This window comes from Sphingomonas sp. SUN019 (assembly GCF_024758705.1).
Lineage (GTDB): Bacteria > Pseudomonadota > Alphaproteobacteria > Sphingomonadales > Sphingomonadaceae > Sphingomonas.
On the sequence record NZ_CP096971.1, the window covers coordinates 341,078 to 355,932 of the forward strand.

The following is a 14,855-nucleotide window of genomic DNA, read 5'->3' on the forward strand; positions in this document are numbered from 1 at the left end:
CCATCACGGTCGCGGCGCGACCGGGCCGGTGAAATGAACCTTGTTGGCAAGGATCACCGCCTGCGTGCGGCTATAGACGTTCAGTTTCGCCAGGATCGCCGAGACGTGCGCCTTCACCGTCGTCATCGACACGTCGAGTTCATATGCGATCTGCTTGTTCAGCTTGCCCGCAACGACCAGCCCCAGCACGACCGTCTGCTGCGGCGTCAGCGTCGCGATGCGGCGCGAGATGTCGTCGCTTTCCGAACTTGCGCCCTCTCCCAGCCGGAACTCCTCGGGGATGTAGATATCACCGACCAGCACCGCCTGGATTGCGCCGACTATCGCGCCGCGCTTCATCGATTTGGGGATAAAGCCAGCCGCACCGTTGGCGATCGCGGCGCTGACCAGCCCGCTTTCGACAGCGCCGGACACCATCGCGATCGGCACCGATGGAAAACGGTCACGCAAGGTCCGCAGACCAGAAAACCCTTCCGCATCGGGCATGTTCAGGTCGAGCAGCACGATATCGAAGTCGCCCTCCCGATCCAGGATCACGACCGCCTCGGCGATCGACGACGCCTCGAACAATTCGGTGCGATCGAAGGCGACGGCGATCACGGTGCGTAATCCGTCGCGCACCAATGGATGATCGTCGACGATCAAGACTCTTTCCACGCTGTCGCCCTCCCCCGGCGGCGGATGTAGTGCGGGAAGGCCCGCGACGGGAAGGGGCGTCGTCGCCGACGCCCCTCCGTGCGCGATCACGACTTGGGCAGCTTGAACACCCACAACGCACCGCCCTGGTTGATGTGCTGCACCGCCTTTGCGACTTCGCCGCCCCACAGCGGCACCGCGCCGCCCCAGCCGGACATCACCGCGACATATTGCTCGCCGCCGTCTTCCCAGGTGACGGGCGATCCGACCACGCCCGATCCGGTATTGAACTTCCACAATTCCTTGCCGGTCTTCGCATCGAACGCCTTCAGATACCCCTCGGGCGTGCCGGTGAAGACCAGATTTCCCGCGGTCGACAGGACACCGCCCCACAACGGAGCCTTGTTCTTATATTCCCACGCGATCTTGCCGGTCTTGGGGTCCATCGCGCGCAGTACGCCGATATGGTCGTCGTACAGCGGCTTGATCGTGAAGCCCGCGCCCAGATACGCCGCGCCCTTTTTATAGGCGATCGGCTCGTTCCAGATATCCATGCCCCATTCGTTCGACGGAATGTAGAACATGTTGGTCTGCTGACTGTAGCTCATCGGCATCCAGTTCTTGCCGCCGAGAAAGGATGGCGCCGAGAATACCGTTGTGCCTTTTTCGGTGGACGGCGCGCCGGGGCGGTTGGCGGGATCGAACATCGGTTTGCCCTTGGCGTCGAAGCCCTTCGCCCACGTCGTCTTCGACACGAACGGCTTGGCGGACACGAACTTGCCGTTGGTTCGATCCAGCACGAAGAAGAAGCCGTTGCGATCGGCCTTCGCGCCCAGTTTCTTGCCATCCATGTCGAACGGGATGAATTCGTTCACCCCGTCATAGTCCCAGCCATCGTGCGGGGTCGTCTGATAATGCCATTTGATCTCGCCTGAATCCGGATCGATCGCGAGCGTGGAGGCGGTGTACAGGTTGTCGCCGGGCCGCAGGTGGCTGTTCCACGGGGACGGGTTGCCCGTTCCGATGAACACCAGATTGGTGTCGGGATCATAGGTGCCGCCGAGCCATGTCGCGCCGCCGCCGGTCTTCCACTGATCGCCCTCCCACGACGCGTTCAGCTTTCCGGTCATGGTGGTCGGCTTGCCGCCCGCGCCGACTCCCATGTTGCCTTCGATCGTCGGGCGCGACCAGATCAGCTCACCGGTGTTGACGTCGCGCGCCTCCACCTTGCCGATCACGCCGAATTCGCCACCCGAATTGCCGTAGATCACCTTGCCCTTCACGATCATCGGCGCGGCGGTGAAGCTGTATCCGGCGTCGAACGGCGCCAGCGTCTTGTTCCAGATGACCTTCCCGGTCTTGCGGTTCAGCGCAACCATGTGCGCGTCGAGCGTGCCGAAGATGATCTTGTCTCCATAGATCGCGGCGCCGCGATTGACGACGTCGCAGCAGGGCATGATGCCGTCGGGCAGGCGGGCGTCATACTGCCACATTTCTTCGCCGGTCTTGGCGTCGAACGCGAACAGGCGGCTGTAGCTGCCGGTGACGTAGATCATCCCGTCATAGACGATCGGCTGCGCCTCCTGCCCGCGCTGTTTCTCGCCACCCAGCGATGCGGAGAAAGCGGGGACCATGTTCGACACGTTGCCGGCATTGATCGTGGTCAGCGGGCTGAACCGCTGCCCGCGCGGACCCATGCCATAGGTCAGGATGTCGCCGGGCGTCTTTTCGTCGTTCATCAGGTCGGCATCGGTCGGTCCGGCGGCGGTAGCAGCGGCGGCAGCGGCGGCGGTCGCCGCGGCCGGGGTCACCTGATCGCCGGCGGCGAACGATGGTGCGGCGAACGCAAGCGAGGCCCCCGCCAGCAGCCCTGCGGTACGCGTGATGCGAAACGTCATCGTGTTCACTCCCCTGTGTGCGGTCGCGCCCTGCCGACCATTCGATTGTCGCCTGAGACTAAGCTCAGGATCGTCGCGCCTGAATTGGACCTTCGATCAACACCGATGCTTTGCACTCAGACCGATAGGGGCGCGTGCGGCGTGACGCCGTGCTTCGCCAGGATCGCGTCGATCTGCCCATCCTTGCGGAAACCGGCGATCATCTGGTCGAGCAGGTCGGCCAGGTCACGCGCATCGTCCTTCACCGCGACGCCCACGTCCCAACCGGGGCTCGGCAGCGCGGGCAGAGGCCCCTTGCGCACCTTCAGCCGTTCCGCGCCGGCCTGCATCGCGTGTTCTACCTGCGCGCGCGTCGCCAGCGCTACGTCGGCCTTACCCTGCTTCACCGAATCGATCGCCGCCGCGCCGCTCAACACGTGCGTCACGTCGCTGCGCAGCACGCCGCCGAACCCGCCCGACAGATAGAAATCGGGAATGCTGTCCAGTTCTGCAGCCAGCTTGCGGCCCTTGAACTGCGGCGGAGGCACCTCGCAATCGGTGTCGAGCGCGCATGCCATCATGAAGCCTTCGCGGTAATATGGTCCGCCGATCACCGCGCGGTCGTTGGCGAGCGCGAACTGGCGATCCACGGGCACGTGCATCATGATGTCGGAAACCGTGCCGCCGACCAGCGACCCGCGCCAGATCATGTTGCGCAAGTCGTCGCCGACATCCTCGTCGGCCAGGAAATCGACCGTCTCGGCGCGCAGGCCCAACGTCTTCGCGATCAGTTCGCCGATCTCGACATCAATGCCGATGAGCTTGCTCGACGCGTCGCGCCACGACCACGGTTCGAAATCGCGATAGACCGCGACGCGCAGCACGCCGTCAGCCTTCAGTTTTTCGATCGTCCGCGCACGCGCCGCGCCCGGAAAGCAGGCCAGCGCCAGTGCGCCGCCCAATAAGCTTCGGCGGCTGGTGCTCACTCTTCGTGCTTCGTGTCGAGCCACGAGCGGATCGCCCAGCCGGCCTTCTGCCCCAGCGTATCGCCCATAGCGGGCATATAGACCTTGCCGTCGCGCACCGCGCCCTTGTGGAAGCGTTCCATATACCATTCGTCCCCAGCCTCGCCGACGTCGAGATACCGCAAATCGGGCGCGATCCCGCCCGAGATCGCCTCCAGCCCGTGGCATCGCGCGCAATTCTGGCCATAGGCGCTCTCGCCGATCTTCTGCGCGACGGCATAAACCTTCGGATCGGCGCGGTACGGATTCACCTTCACCCAAGTTTCGTTGTTAGGCTGAATATCGGGCAATGCGCTGGTGTTGACGGCCTGCGGCGTGACGTTACCGTGCGCAAGCACGTTGGAGGTGATCGCGGCCCCCGCAATGGCGACCGAAGCGGCGAACACCAGCCGCGTTACTGTACCCGACATCGACGATACCCTCTCACACGCCGACGCATCGGCAATCGAGCGAAACCGTAGAGGGCGGCGCGGGCGGGCCTATTGAACTTTGGTATGACGGGCGGCCGCCGCCGATTGGGGGTAACGTGCCGTCATGCGCACCTTGATAGCTCCGCTGCTAATCGGGCTGGCGGCCCCCGCCGCCGCCCAGACCGTCTATGTTTCGAACGAAAAGGCCAATACGATCAGCGTGATCGACGGGCGTACGATGAAGGTGACCGCGACGTGGCCGGTCGGGAAGCGTCCGCGTGGCATCATCCTGTCGCGCGACGGCAAGCAGTTGTACGTCTGCGCCAGCGACGAAAATGCGGTGCAGGTGATAGACCGCGCGACGGGCAAGGTCGTCGCCGACCTGCCGTCGGGAGAAGACCCCGAAACCTTCGCGCTGTCGCCCGACGGGAGGCTGTTGTTCGCGTCGAACGAACGCGACGCGACCGTCACCGCGATCGACGTCGTCGCGCGCACGGTCGCGTTCCAGGTCGTCGTTGGGGTGGAGCCCGAAGGGATGGCGGTCAGCCCGGACGGACGCTTCGCAGTGTCGACCGCGGAAACCGACAATGCGCTGCACTGGATCGACATCGCCACGCATAAGGAGGTCGGCGTGACGCCGGTCGACGATCGTCCGCGCCACGCTGAATTCACTGCCGACGGCAAGGCGCTGTGGGCCACCGCGGAGATCGGGGGGACGCTCCAGATCGTCGACCCCGCGACCCGCAAGGTGACCGAAACGATCCGCTTCGCGCCACCGGGCGCCAGCGAAGCGCAGATCCTTCCGGTAGGCGTGCGCTTCACCCCCGACCAGAAGCTCGCGCTGGTGGCGCTCGGCCGCGCCAACAGCATCGCGATCGTCGACGTGGCGACGCGCAAGGTGATCGCCTACGTTCCCGTCGGCCGCCGCGTCTGGCATCTCGCGATCACGCCGGACGGAAAGCGCGCGTTCGCGGCCAATGGACTTTCGAACGACGTTTCCGTGATCGATATCGCCGCGGCGAAGGTCGTCGCGACGATTCCGGTCGGCACCGCGCCTTGGGGCGTCGCGATCGCGCCTTAGAATCGCCCGGTCGCCACCGGGTCCGAAAGTCCAATTTCCTGCCGACCCCGCTTCCCCCAGCTTTTGTCCACGGCCGCGCGAAGCGTGGACCAGACCAAAGGGGAGGATAATATGACGCGATTCGGCAAGCTGCTCAGCGCCACCGCCGCGGGCGCATTGCTCTGCGCCACCGCCACACCGGCCTTCGCACAGGACGCGACCGATGCGCTGCTGCTGAAGCTGAAGGAAAAGGGCATCCTGAGCGACGAAGAATATGAGGCGTTGCTCGCGCGCAAATCGACGTCGACGAACACCGTCGCCGCCACCAATTCGGCGAAGGCCCCGCAGCAGGCGGCGGCCGAACGGCTGGATGACAAGAAGCTGGTGCGGACGATGGATTCGGGCGTCGGGCTGATGATCGGCGACGTCGCGGTGAAGCTGTCGGGGTCGATCAACGGTTTCTACGTTCATGACGACGGCGATGCGGCGACCGCGGCCAATACAGTCGCGGGCGGCCTGGCGACGGTCGGCAATCAGACCTCGTCGGTGCGCAACGGCCTGTTGCCCGGTTTCATCAAGGTCGATGTCACGACCAACCAGGGCGGGTGGGATGTCGGCGCGCACTTCGGACTGTATCCCGGCATCAACAGCAACCTGGGCAATTCGGGCGCGAACGGCGCGGGCTCCCCGCAGGCGTTGCAGACCGCGGGGATCGACGCACGCCAGACCTATATCACCTTCGGCAAACCAAATTTCGGCGAGATCAAAATCGGTCGCGACATCGGACTGTTCGCGTCGGACGCGATCCTGAACGATATCACGTTGCTGGCGGTCGGCACCGCGGCGGGCAACGCCGCGCCGTCGAACACATCGCTCGGCCGGATCGGGCTCGGCTATATCTACACCGATTTTCAGCCGCAGATCACCTATTCGTCGCCCAAGTTCGGCGGGCTGCAGTTCGCGGCGGGCATCTTCCAGCCGCTCACCACGATCGGTCGCAGCGAGGTGAACAGTTCGCCCGGTTTCCAGGCGAAGGTCACCTATGACATGGTCCCGGTCGACGGCGGATTCGGCGCGCATGCCTGGGTCAGCGGGCTGATCCAGAAGCACGATTCGGACGGCATCCTGCCCGAATATACCGGCAAGGCGATCGATTTCGGCGCAAAGCTCAGCTACGCCAACTTCGGGCTGACCGGTTATTATTACACCGGCAGCGGGGTCGGCACGATCGGGCTGTTCCTGCTGTCGACCGACGGACTGGGCGGCAAGCGCGACAGCGACGGTTACTACATCCAGGGTACCGCCGGGTTCGGGAAATTCACTGTCGGCGGCAGTTATGGGCGGTCCAACCTCGATCTTGCGGATGGCGAACTGGTGTCCAACCTCGTGCGCAGCAACGAAAGCTACGTCGGGCAGTTACGTTACGGCCTGACCGGCTGGGTCACGCTGATCGGCGAATATACCCACACTCGGTCGGAGGCGCACAACGGCAACGACGCCACGTCGAACGCGCTGGCGGCAGGCGCTATCCTCTTTTTCTGACCATTTGCCTCTCGGGCGGCTGCCCAGTCTCCATGCGGCCGCCGCCTTTTCATTGCCGACGCGTTTCGCCAAAGGATGAGGGTGACGTTCGTGGACGTCCGGCATTCAAGCCCGGGTTCAGCGACGCGCAAGGGATATCCGATGTCAGAGGATTATGCGCACGGCCGGCGGGACGGATTGCGCCTCGCATTGGCGATCCTTGCAGCAGAGGAAGCGAAATGGTCGGCGCTGCTCGGCGAAAGTCAGGCGTGGCGCACCAACGCGACCCGCGCCGTGCGTCACAAGACCTTGCAGGTGGCGCAGCGACGGGTCGAAACCGCCTTGAATCGGCTGATGCCGAAAAAGGCCGAATCGCGTGGCGATGAGATTTCTTCCGCGCTCGAAAAGGCCGGACTTTGACGGGCGGTCAATGAGCCTGGGCCGCATCCGTGGAACATCCGCGGGCTGAACCTGTGTCATGCAACCGCCGCCGCCATCGCTTCGTTACGAACGGCGCATGATCAGAGTCGCCAGCTACAATATGCGCAAGGGGATCGGAACCGATCGCCGCCGCAATCCCGAACGGATCCTGGAAGTGTTGCGCGAGATCGCCGCCGACGTCGTCGCGTTGCAGGAGGCCGATCGCAGGTTCGGCGCGAAGGCCGCGGTGATCACGCCGCATCTGCTGGACGAACATAGTGATTTCAAAGCGGTGGGATTCGGCGTTCGCACCGGATCGATGGGTTGGCACGGCAATGCGCTGCTGGTGCGCAAATCGGCGAAGGTCATCGATTGCGAGGTCATTCACCTGCCCGCGCTGGAACCGCGCGGGGCGGTCGCCGCCGAAGTCATGGTCGGCACGGACACCATCCGCGTCATCGGGATGCACCTCGACCTGTCGGGCCTGTGGCGGCGGAAACAGGCGGCCGCCGTCATGGGCCATATCGACGCGTGCAAGCGCCGTCACCCGACGGTGCTGATGGGCGACCTGAACGAATGGACCCGCGCGGCGGGGTGTCTGCGCGATTTCGCGCATCACTATGCATTCGCCGAAACCGGCCCCAGCTTTCATGCGCGGCGTCCGGTCGGGCGGCTCGACCGGATCATGGTATCGAACGGGTTCCGCGTGGTCGAATGTGGCGTGCATTCATCGGCCGCGTCACGGAAGGCGAGCGACCATCTGCCGATCTGGGCCGACCTGACGACCGCATGACGCCAACGCGCCCCGATTCCCACCCCCGTGAACGCGAGTTGCGGCTGGCGCTGGTCTGCTACGGCGGGATCAGCTTGGCCGTTTATATGCACGGCATCACCAAGGAGGTGTGGCACATGGCGCGCGCCAGCCGCGCCGCGCACGACGGGGAGCCGCTGAGCGGAAGTGCCGCGGTCTACGTCGCGCTGCTTGACGAGATCGCGGAGGTCGGCGGCGCGCGACTGCGCATCCTGGCCGATATCGTCGCGGGCGCGAGTGCGGGCGGGATCAACGGCATATTCCTGGCGCAAGCGATCGGCGCGGGGCAATCGCTCGATCCGCTGACCGATCTGTGGCTGGAACGCGCCGATGTCGAGGCGCTGATCGACGAGACCGCCGCGCCATCCTCGCGTTTTTCCAAGGCGTGGGCGTTGCCGCTGGCGTGGATGGCGGCGGGGCGCAGCGCGGACAAACTCGAGGAGTTGGACCCAACAACCCGCGACGAGGTGCGTGCGAAGCTGTCGCATTTCGTCCGCTCGCGCTGGTTCGAGCCGCCGTTCGGCGGGCCGGGCTTTACGGGCATGCTGCTCGACGCGTTCGACGCGATGGCGAAGGCCCCGCGCGGGCCGCGCCTGCTGCCCCCGGGACAGCCGCTCGACCTGTTCGTGACGGTCACCGATTTCACCGGCCATCCCGAACCGCTGACGCTGCACTCGCCACCCGAGGTGATGGAGACCGAGCACCGCTTGGTGTTCGCGTTCAGCGACCACGGCGTCCCCGGAGACAGCTTCGCCCCCGCCCCAGAACTCGCCTTCGCAGCGCGCGCGACGTCGAGCTTTCCCGGCGCGTTTCCGCCATTCACGGTGGCCGAACTGGATGGCGTTCTGAAAATCCGCAAACGCGACTGGCCGACGCGCGCCGGTTTTCTCGAACGCATCCTGCCGCGACAGGCGGCGGCGAATACCGCGGAATCGGCGGTGTTGATCGATGGTTCGGTGCTGGCCAACGCCCCCTTCCGTCCCGCGATCGACGCGCTGCGCGAACGGCCGGCGCGGCGGCAGGTCGACCGGCGCTTCGTCTATGTCGACCCTGCGCCCGGCAACAAATTCCGTCTTGGGCGCGACGCCGTCAGGGAAGGCCCGCCGGGGTTTTTCCAGACGATCCTCGGCGCGGTCAGCGAATTGCCGCGGCACCAGCCTATCCGCGACAATCTCGACGCGATCGCGGGCCGATCGCAACGGATCGAACGAATGCGCGCGATCCTGATCGCCGTCCGGCCAGAGGTGGAGCGGCAGGTGGAGGGCTTGTTCGGCCGCACCTTCTTCCTCGATCGCCCCACCCCTGCCCGGATCGTCGCATGGCGGCGGCGCGCGCAGCAGGCCGCAGCGACGCAGGCGGGTTACGCCTATGCCGGCTATGCCAATCTGAAATTGGCGGGCGTGGTCGCTGCGATCACCGAACTGCTGTACCGCGTCGGCGGCGAACCCGGCCCGCAGCGGTGGACGCGCATCCGCCGCCGGATCGAGGCCGCGCTGGTGGCGCGCGGCTATGACGACGCCAGCAACCCGGGCAGCGCCGCGACGGTCGATTTCCTGCGGCATTTCGACCTTGGCTTCCGCATCCGCCGCCTGCGATTGTTGTCGCGGCGGCTGAGCGAGATAGAGAGCGAGGCCGACGACGCCACGCTGGCCCCGATCCGCGACGCCATCTACGAATCGCTTTCCAGCTATCTGGATTGCCAACTGGCACTGACTCACGAAGGATTGCGCCAATCGGTCCGCGATCTGCGCGGCGACGCCGGGCCGTTGCTCGATCAGCTTGGCGTTTCGCTCGACCTGACGCGCCGCGATGCTGAGACCGATGCGCGGCTGTCCGACGCGCTGACCGCCCTGCCACGCGATCTGCGCCGGACGATGCTGCTCAGCTATCTCGGCTTTCCTTATGCCGATGTCGCGACCTTACCGCTGCTGCAGGGCGAGGGGATCGACGAATATGATCCAATCAAGGTCGACCGGATCAGCCCCGACGATGCGCGGTCGATCCGTGGCGGCGGAGCGGAGGCGACGCTGAAAGGCATCCAGTTCAACAGCTTCGGCGCATTCTTCAGCCGCGCGTACCGCGAGAACGATTACCTGTGGGGCCGCCTGCACGGGGCGGAGCGGATGATCGACATCGCGGTGTCGACGCTGTCGGGCAAGGAGCGCCTGCGCGCGGGGCGCATCGCGGCGATCAAGCGGCAGGCGTTCATCGCGATTTTGGACGAGGAGGAACCGCGACTGAAGACCGCCGCCGCGCTGATCGCATCGCTGCGCCGGGAGATCGGCTGAAGGCTGGCCAAACCGGCATCGAGCGGATAGCCTTCCCGGCCAACCGGAGAACGCGATGCAGTTCCTGAAAATCCTCTTCTGGTGCCTGCTCGCCTTCGTCGCGGCGGTATTCACCTTCGGCAATTGGAAATGGGTGCCGATCCAGCTGTTCGGCAATCTTGTGGCGGACGTGAACTTGCCGTTGCTGATGGTCGCGATGTTCCTGCTCGGCTTCCTGCCGACGCTGATCTACCAACGCGCCGCGCGGTGGCGGTTGAAGCAGCGGCTGACGCAGGCGGAACAGTCTCTCGCGACGCTGCGCGCCAATGCGACGCCGGCAGAGCCGATCTTCGCGCCCGAACCGAAAATGCCTCCCGCCGCGGTGCCGAGCGCCGTCCCGCCGGGAGTGTCGTGATGACCAACCCGATCTACGTCGCGCTCGACACGCCCGACCTGGCGCGTGCGAAGGTGATCGCGGAGAAGGTGCGTCGCCATGTCGGCGGGATCAAGCTCGGGCTGGAGTTCTTCGCCGCGAACGGACGCACGGGGGTGCGTGAAATGGCCGACCTTGGCCTGCCCGTCTTCCTCGACCTGAAACTGCACGACATTCCCAACACGGTCGCGAAGGCGATCCAGTCGCTCCGCGCGCTGGAGCCCACGATCCTGACCGTCCACGCCAGCGGCGGCCGGGCGATGCTGGAGGACGCCAAGGCGGCGGCGCCGACGGGCACGAAGGTGGTCGCGGTGACGATGCTGACCAGCCTGGACGAAGACGACCTGCGCGCGACCGGCGTCGAGGGCAGCGCGCACGATCAGGTCGTTCGGCTGACCGAGCTCGCGAAGGCGTCGGGTATCGACGGCATCGTCTGTTCGGGCGCGGAGGTGAAGGCGGCGCGGGCGATCTGGCCGAAGGGCTTCTTCGTGGTCCCCGGCGTTCGTCCTGCCGATGGCGTGATCGGGGACCAGAAGCGCGTCGTGACCCCGCGCGAGGCGCTCGATGCGGGCGCGTCGATCCTGGTGGTCGGCCGCCCGATCACGCAGGCCGAAGACCCGGACGCAGCGGCGCGCGCGATCGGCGGCACCTTGTAATCTCCCCGGTGCTGGTGAAGGGCCTCGGCCCATGACCACCGCCAAGATCTGCGGGCTATCCACTCCCGAAACGCTCGACGCCGCGCTGCGTCATGGGGCGAGCCACGTCGGCTTCATGATCTACCCGCCCTCCCCGCGGTATGTGACGTTCGACCGGCTGCGTGGGCTGGCGACGCAGGTGCCGACGCACGTCGAGCGGGTTGGCGTGTTCGTCGATCCTGATGAGACGTTGGTCGAGGCGGCGGTGGCGGCGGGCCGGCTGGACGTGCTCCAACTGCACAAGACCTCGCCGGAACGCGCGGCGGCGATCCGGACGCGCACCGGGCGCAAAGTGTGGGCGACGGTCGCGGTGAAGACGCGCGCCGACCTGACGGGGGCGCACGGCTTCACGCAGGCTGCCGACCTGATCCTGTATGACGCCAAGACTCCCGACGGCGGACTGCCGGGGGGGATGGGCGTGCGGTTCGACTGGGGGTTGCTCGATGGGCACCGCCATCCTTTGCCGTGGGCGCTGTCGGGCGGGCTGGATGCGGCGAACGTCGGTGAGGCGATCCGGCGCACCCGTGCGGCGATCGTCGACGTGTCATCGGGCGTCGAACACGAACCCGGCGTGAAGGACGTGGACAAGATCGGTATGTTCCTGCGCGCGGTCGCCGACGCCTGACGCCCCCGTTCCACTTTGCATCCGCTCGTGACCTGCTAAAGCGCGCGCATGAACGCCCCCAATTCTTTCCGCACGCAACCCGACGAACGCGGGCATTTCGGCGATTACGGCGGCCGCTACGTTGCCGAGACGCTGATGCCGCTCATCCTCGAACTGGAGGCGGAGTATAAGCGGGTGAAGGCAGACCCGGCGTTCCAGGCCGAATTTGACGATCTGCTCGAACATTATGTCGGCCGCCCCAGCCCGCTCTACTACGCGCCGAGGATGACCGAAGCACTGCGCGAGGGCGCACCGGAGGGCATGGGCGCTCAGGTCTGGTTCAAGCGCGACGAGCTGAACCACACGGGCGCACACAAGATCAACAATTGCGTCGGGCAGATCCTGCTCGCGATCCGCATGGGCAAGACGCGGATCATCGCGGAGACCGGCGCGGGCCAGCACGGCGTCGCGACCGCCACGGTCTGCGCGCGCTTCGGGCTGCCATGCGTCATCTACATGGGCGCGAAGGACGTCGAGCGACAGGCGCCGAATGTCTTTCGGATGAAGCTGTTGGGGGCCGAAGTTCGCAGCGTGACCTCGGGAGCGAACACGCTGAAGGATGCGATGAACGAGGCGTTGCGCGATTGGGTCGCGAACGTGCACGACACCTTCTACATCATCGGCACGGCGGCGGGGCCGCATCCGTACCCCGAACTCGTCCGCGATTTCCAGAGCGTGATCGGGCGCGAGGCGCGGGCGCAGATGCTGGCCCGCACCGGCAAGCTGCCCGACCTGCTGGTCGCGGCGATCGGTGGCGGATCGAATGCGATCGGGCTGTTCCATCCCTTTCTCGACGATGCGGACGTGGCGATGCTGGGGGTCGAGGCAGCGGGCGAAGGGCTCGGCCGGAAACACGCCGCGAGCCTTGCGGGCGGCTTTCCTGGCGTGCTGCACGGCAACAAGACCTATCTGCTGCAGGACGACGACGGCCAGATCGCCGAAGCGCATTCGATCTCCGCAGGGCTGGATTATCCGGGCATCGGGCCGGAGCATTCGTGGCTGAAGGACATCGGGCGCGTGCAATACGAAAGCGCGACCGACCAAGAGGCGCTCGACGCGTTCCAGTTGCTGTGCCGCACCGAGGGCATCATCCCCGCGCTGGAACCCTCGCACGCCATCGCAGCTGTGGCACGCAAGGCACGAGAGATGCGCGAAGATCAGATCATTCTGGCGAATCTGTGCGGGCGTGGGGACAAGGACATCTTCACCGTCGCCGATGCGCTCGGGGTGGCAATATGAAGCCGCCCCCTACCCCGCTCCGTCACCCCAGCGAAGGCTGGGGTCTCACAGTTGGAGAGCGAAATGCACGCCCCATGGAGACCCCAGCTTTCGCTGGGGTGACGGTTCTGGGAAGCGACGCCACGGTGCTGGCGCAATGACCCGCCTCGCCGCCGCCTTCGCGCAAAACCGCCCTGCCCTCATCGCCTTCGTCACCGCGGGCGATCCGACCCCCGCCGCGACACCCGCGATCCTCGACGCGTTGGTCGCGGGCGGGGCGGACGTGATCGAACTGGGGATGCCGTTCACCGATCCGATGGCTGACGGCCCCGCGATCCAGGCGGCGAATCTGCGCAGCCTCGCCGCAGGCACGACGACCGCCGACATCTTGTCGATCGCCAAGGGTTTTCGCGAACGCCATCCGGACGTTCCGATCGTCCTGATGGGCTACGCCAACCCGATGCTCCGTCGCGGCCCCGACTGGTTCGCCGCCGCCGCTGCAGACGCTGGCGTCGATGGCGTGATCTGCGTCGACATTCCGCCCGAGGAGGACGACGCGCTCGGCCCTGCGCTGCGCGCAGCCGGAATCGCACCGATCCGGCTCGCGACCCCAACCACCGACGCCGCGCGCCTGCCGCAGGTGCTGAACGGCGCGGGCGGGTTCCTCTATTACGTCTCGGTCGCTGGCATCACCGGCCTGCAACGGGCGCAGCAGGCGTCGATCGACGCAGCGGTCGCACGACTGAAGGCGGCGACCGACCTGCCCGTCGCGGTCGGTTTCGGCATCCGCACCCCCGAACAGGCCGCGGCGATCGCGCGCGTCGCGGACGGCGTGGTCGTCGGGTCGGCGATCGTCGAGATCGTCGGGCGCGACGGCGTGGATGCGCCCGCCGCGGTCCGCGCCTATATCGAAACCCTCTCCGCCGCCGTCCGCGGCGCTACACGGATCCCCGCATGAGCTGGCTCACAAACGTCCGCAACGCGCTTTCCTTCGTCGTTCCGGTCAAGAAGGACACGCCCGACAACCTCTGGCACAAGTGCAAGGGGTGCGGACAGATGATCTTCACCAAGGAGCTGGAGGAGAACCTCTACGTCTGCCCGCAATGCGATCACCATGACCGCATCGGGCCGCAGGCGCGGTTCGAATATCTTCTCGACGACGGCAGCACCGACGTCCTGACGCCCCCACGCGCGCCCGAAGACCCGCTGAAATTCCGCGATTCGAAACGTTATATCGATCGCCTGAAGGCGGCGCGCACCGACACCGGCGAACAGGATGCGTTCGTCAATGCGCGCGGCACGATCGACGGGCACAAGGTTGTGATCGGCGTGCAGGACTTCGCCTTCATGGGCGGATCGATGGGCCAGGCGGTGGGCGAAGCGTTCATTCAGGGCGTCGAGGCCGCGATCGCGGACAAGGCGCCGTATATCGTCTTCACCGCCAGTGGTGGGGCGCGGATGCAGGAGGGCATCCTCAGCCTGATGCAAATGCCGCGCAGCACCGTGGCGATCCAGATGCTGCACGATGCGGGCCTGCCCTATATCGTCGTGCTGACCGATCCGACGAGCGGCGGCGTCATGGCGGCGTATGCGATGCTGGGCGACATCCACATCGCCGAACCGCGCGCGACGCTGGCGTTCACCGGGCGTCGCGTGATCGAGAGCACGATCCGCGAGAAACTGCCCGACGATTTCCAGACGAGCGAATATTACCTCGACCACGGAATGATCGACATGATCGTCCACCGCAAGGAATTGCGCGATCGGCTGGCGACGGTGATCGGCTATCTCTGCGGGGCGCGTAAGGCGGCTTGAGGG

The 14,855-nt window shown here is 66.1% G+C and carries 15 protein-coding genes; 11 read left to right on the forward strand and 4 right to left on the reverse strand.

Annotated elements, in window-relative coordinates; all coding sequences use genetic code 11:
• Positions 1-3 precede the first annotated feature (3 nt).
• The 4 genes from M0208_RS01690 to pedF form a co-directional block, all read right to left on the reverse strand.
• Positions 4-657 carry a response regulator transcription factor gene (locus M0208_RS01690; RefSeq protein ID WP_258890012.1) on the reverse strand — a complete coding sequence of 218 codons (654 nt, stop codon included), beginning with the start codon at positions 655-657 and terminating at the stop codon, positions 4-6.
• A gap of 86 nt (positions 658-743) precedes the next feature.
• On the reverse strand, positions 744-2,534 hold the full coding sequence (locus M0208_RS01695) for a methanol/ethanol family PQQ-dependent dehydrogenase (protein WP_258890013.1): 1,791 nt from the start codon (positions 2,532-2,534) through the stop codon (positions 744-746).
• A gap of 116 nt (positions 2,535-2,650) precedes the next feature.
• A complete protein-coding gene (locus tag M0208_RS01700) occupies positions 2,651-3,499 on the reverse strand; it encodes an ABC transporter substrate-binding protein (protein WP_258890014.1) in 849 nt (282 codons plus the stop codon).
• A complete protein-coding gene (gene pedF / locus M0208_RS01705) occupies positions 3,496-3,948 on the reverse strand; it encodes a cytochrome c-550 PedF (protein WP_258890015.1) in 453 nt (150 codons plus the stop codon). The genes M0208_RS01700 and pedF overlap by 4 nt, the downstream gene beginning before the upstream one ends.
• Before the next feature lie 124 nt (positions 3,949-4,072).
• On the opposite strand from pedF, the gene M0208_RS01710 reads away from it, so the two are divergent.
• The 11 genes from M0208_RS01710 to accD all read left to right on the forward strand — a co-directional run bounded on the left by M0208_RS01710 (position 4,073) and on the right by accD (position 14,852).
• A complete protein-coding gene (locus M0208_RS01710; protein ID WP_258890016.1) occupies positions 4,073-5,029 on the forward strand; it encodes a PQQ-dependent catabolism-associated beta-propeller protein in 957 nt (318 codons plus the stop codon).
• Between the two features lie 111 nt (positions 5,030-5,140).
• Positions 5,141-6,550 (forward strand): porin, encoded by a 1,410-nt coding sequence (locus M0208_RS01715; protein ID WP_258890017.1) that lies wholly within the window; start codon positions 5,141-5,143, stop codon positions 6,548-6,550.
• 141 nt (positions 6,551-6,691) lie between these two features.
• On the forward strand, positions 6,692-6,949 hold the full coding sequence (locus M0208_RS01720) for a hypothetical protein (protein ID WP_258890018.1): 258 nt from the start codon (positions 6,692-6,694) through the stop codon (positions 6,947-6,949).
• A 97-nt stretch (positions 6,950-7,046) separates the two neighbouring features.
• Complete coding sequence (locus M0208_RS01725; RefSeq protein ID WP_258890019.1) at positions 7,047-7,742, forward strand: endonuclease/exonuclease/phosphatase family protein; 696 nt, start codon at positions 7,047-7,049, stop codon at positions 7,740-7,742.
• Positions 7,739-10,048, forward strand: coding sequence for a patatin-like protein (locus tag M0208_RS01730; protein WP_258890020.1), 2,310 nt, complete (start codon positions 7,739-7,741; stop codon positions 10,046-10,048). The genes M0208_RS01725 and M0208_RS01730 overlap by 4 nt, the downstream gene beginning before the upstream one ends.
• A 55-nt stretch (positions 10,049-10,103) precedes the next feature.
• Positions 10,104-10,442: a hypothetical protein gene (locus M0208_RS01735; RefSeq protein ID WP_258890021.1), complete on the forward strand. Its 339-nt coding sequence runs from the start codon at positions 10,104-10,106 to the stop codon at positions 10,440-10,442.
• Positions 10,442-11,116, forward strand: a complete 675-nt coding sequence (gene pyrF, locus M0208_RS01740; RefSeq protein WP_258890022.1) for an orotidine-5'-phosphate decarboxylase — start codon at positions 10,442-10,444, stop codon at positions 11,114-11,116. Before M0208_RS01735 ends, pyrF begins: the two co-directional genes overlap by 1 nt.
• Before the next feature lie 31 nt (positions 11,117-11,147).
• Positions 11,148-11,780, forward strand: coding sequence for a phosphoribosylanthranilate isomerase (locus M0208_RS01745; protein ID WP_258890023.1), 633 nt, complete (start codon positions 11,148-11,150; stop codon positions 11,778-11,780).
• Positions 11,781-11,828: 48 nt separating this feature from the next.
• Positions 11,829-13,058 (forward strand): tryptophan synthase subunit beta, encoded by a 1,230-nt coding sequence (gene trpB / locus M0208_RS01750; protein WP_258890024.1) that lies wholly within the window; start codon positions 11,829-11,831, stop codon positions 13,056-13,058.
• A gap of 136 nt (positions 13,059-13,194) precedes the next feature.
• Entirely contained in the window at positions 13,195-13,995 is an 801-nt protein-coding gene (gene trpA / locus M0208_RS01755) for a tryptophan synthase subunit alpha (protein ID WP_258890025.1), read from the forward strand.
• Complete coding sequence (gene accD / locus M0208_RS01760) at positions 13,992-14,852, forward strand: acetyl-CoA carboxylase, carboxyltransferase subunit beta (protein WP_258890026.1); 861 nt, start codon at positions 13,992-13,994, stop codon at positions 14,850-14,852. The genes trpA and accD overlap by 4 nt, the downstream gene beginning before the upstream one ends.
• Positions 14,853-14,855 lie beyond the last annotated feature (3 nt).

Excerpts from the sequence above, each read along its gene's own strand:
- M0208_RS01725 (WP_258890019.1), top strand. The coding sequence starts at position 7,047 with ATGATCAGAGTCGCCAGCTACAATATGCGCAAGGGGATCGGAACCGAT.
- M0208_RS01730 (WP_258890020.1), top strand. The coding sequence starts at position 7,739 with ATGACGCCAACGCGCCCCGATTCCCACCCCCGTGAACGCGAGTTGCGG.
- M0208_RS01715 (WP_258890017.1), top strand. The coding sequence starts at position 5,141 with ATGACGCGATTCGGCAAGCTGCTCAGCGCCACCGCCGCGGGCGCATTG.
- pedF (WP_258890015.1), bottom strand. The coding sequence starts at position 3,948 with ATGTCGGGTACAGTAACGCGGCTGGTGTTCGCCGCTTCGGTCGCCATT.
- pyrF (WP_258890022.1), top strand. The coding sequence starts at position 10,442 with ATGACCAACCCGATCTACGTCGCGCTCGACACGCCCGACCTGGCGCGT.
- M0208_RS01735 (WP_258890021.1), top strand. The coding sequence starts at position 10,104 with ATGCAGTTCCTGAAAATCCTCTTCTGGTGCCTGCTCGCCTTCGTCGCG.
- M0208_RS01720 (WP_258890018.1), top strand. The coding sequence starts at position 6,692 with ATGTCAGAGGATTATGCGCACGGCCGGCGGGACGGATTGCGCCTCGCA.
- accD (WP_258890026.1), top strand. The coding sequence starts at position 13,992 with ATGAGCTGGCTCACAAACGTCCGCAACGCGCTTTCCTTCGTCGTTCCG.
- M0208_RS01695 (WP_258890013.1), bottom strand. The coding sequence starts at position 2,534 with ATGACGTTTCGCATCACGCGTACCGCAGGGCTGCTGGCGGGGGCCTCG.
- trpA (WP_258890025.1), top strand. The coding sequence starts at position 13,195 with ATGACCCGCCTCGCCGCCGCCTTCGCGCAAAACCGCCCTGCCCTCATC.
- M0208_RS01710 (WP_258890016.1), top strand. The coding sequence starts at position 4,073 with ATGCGCACCTTGATAGCTCCGCTGCTAATCGGGCTGGCGGCCCCCGCC.
- M0208_RS01745 (WP_258890023.1), top strand. The coding sequence starts at position 11,148 with ATGACCACCGCCAAGATCTGCGGGCTATCCACTCCCGAAACGCTCGAC.
- trpB (WP_258890024.1), top strand. The coding sequence starts at position 11,829 with ATGAACGCCCCCAATTCTTTCCGCACGCAACCCGACGAACGCGGGCAT.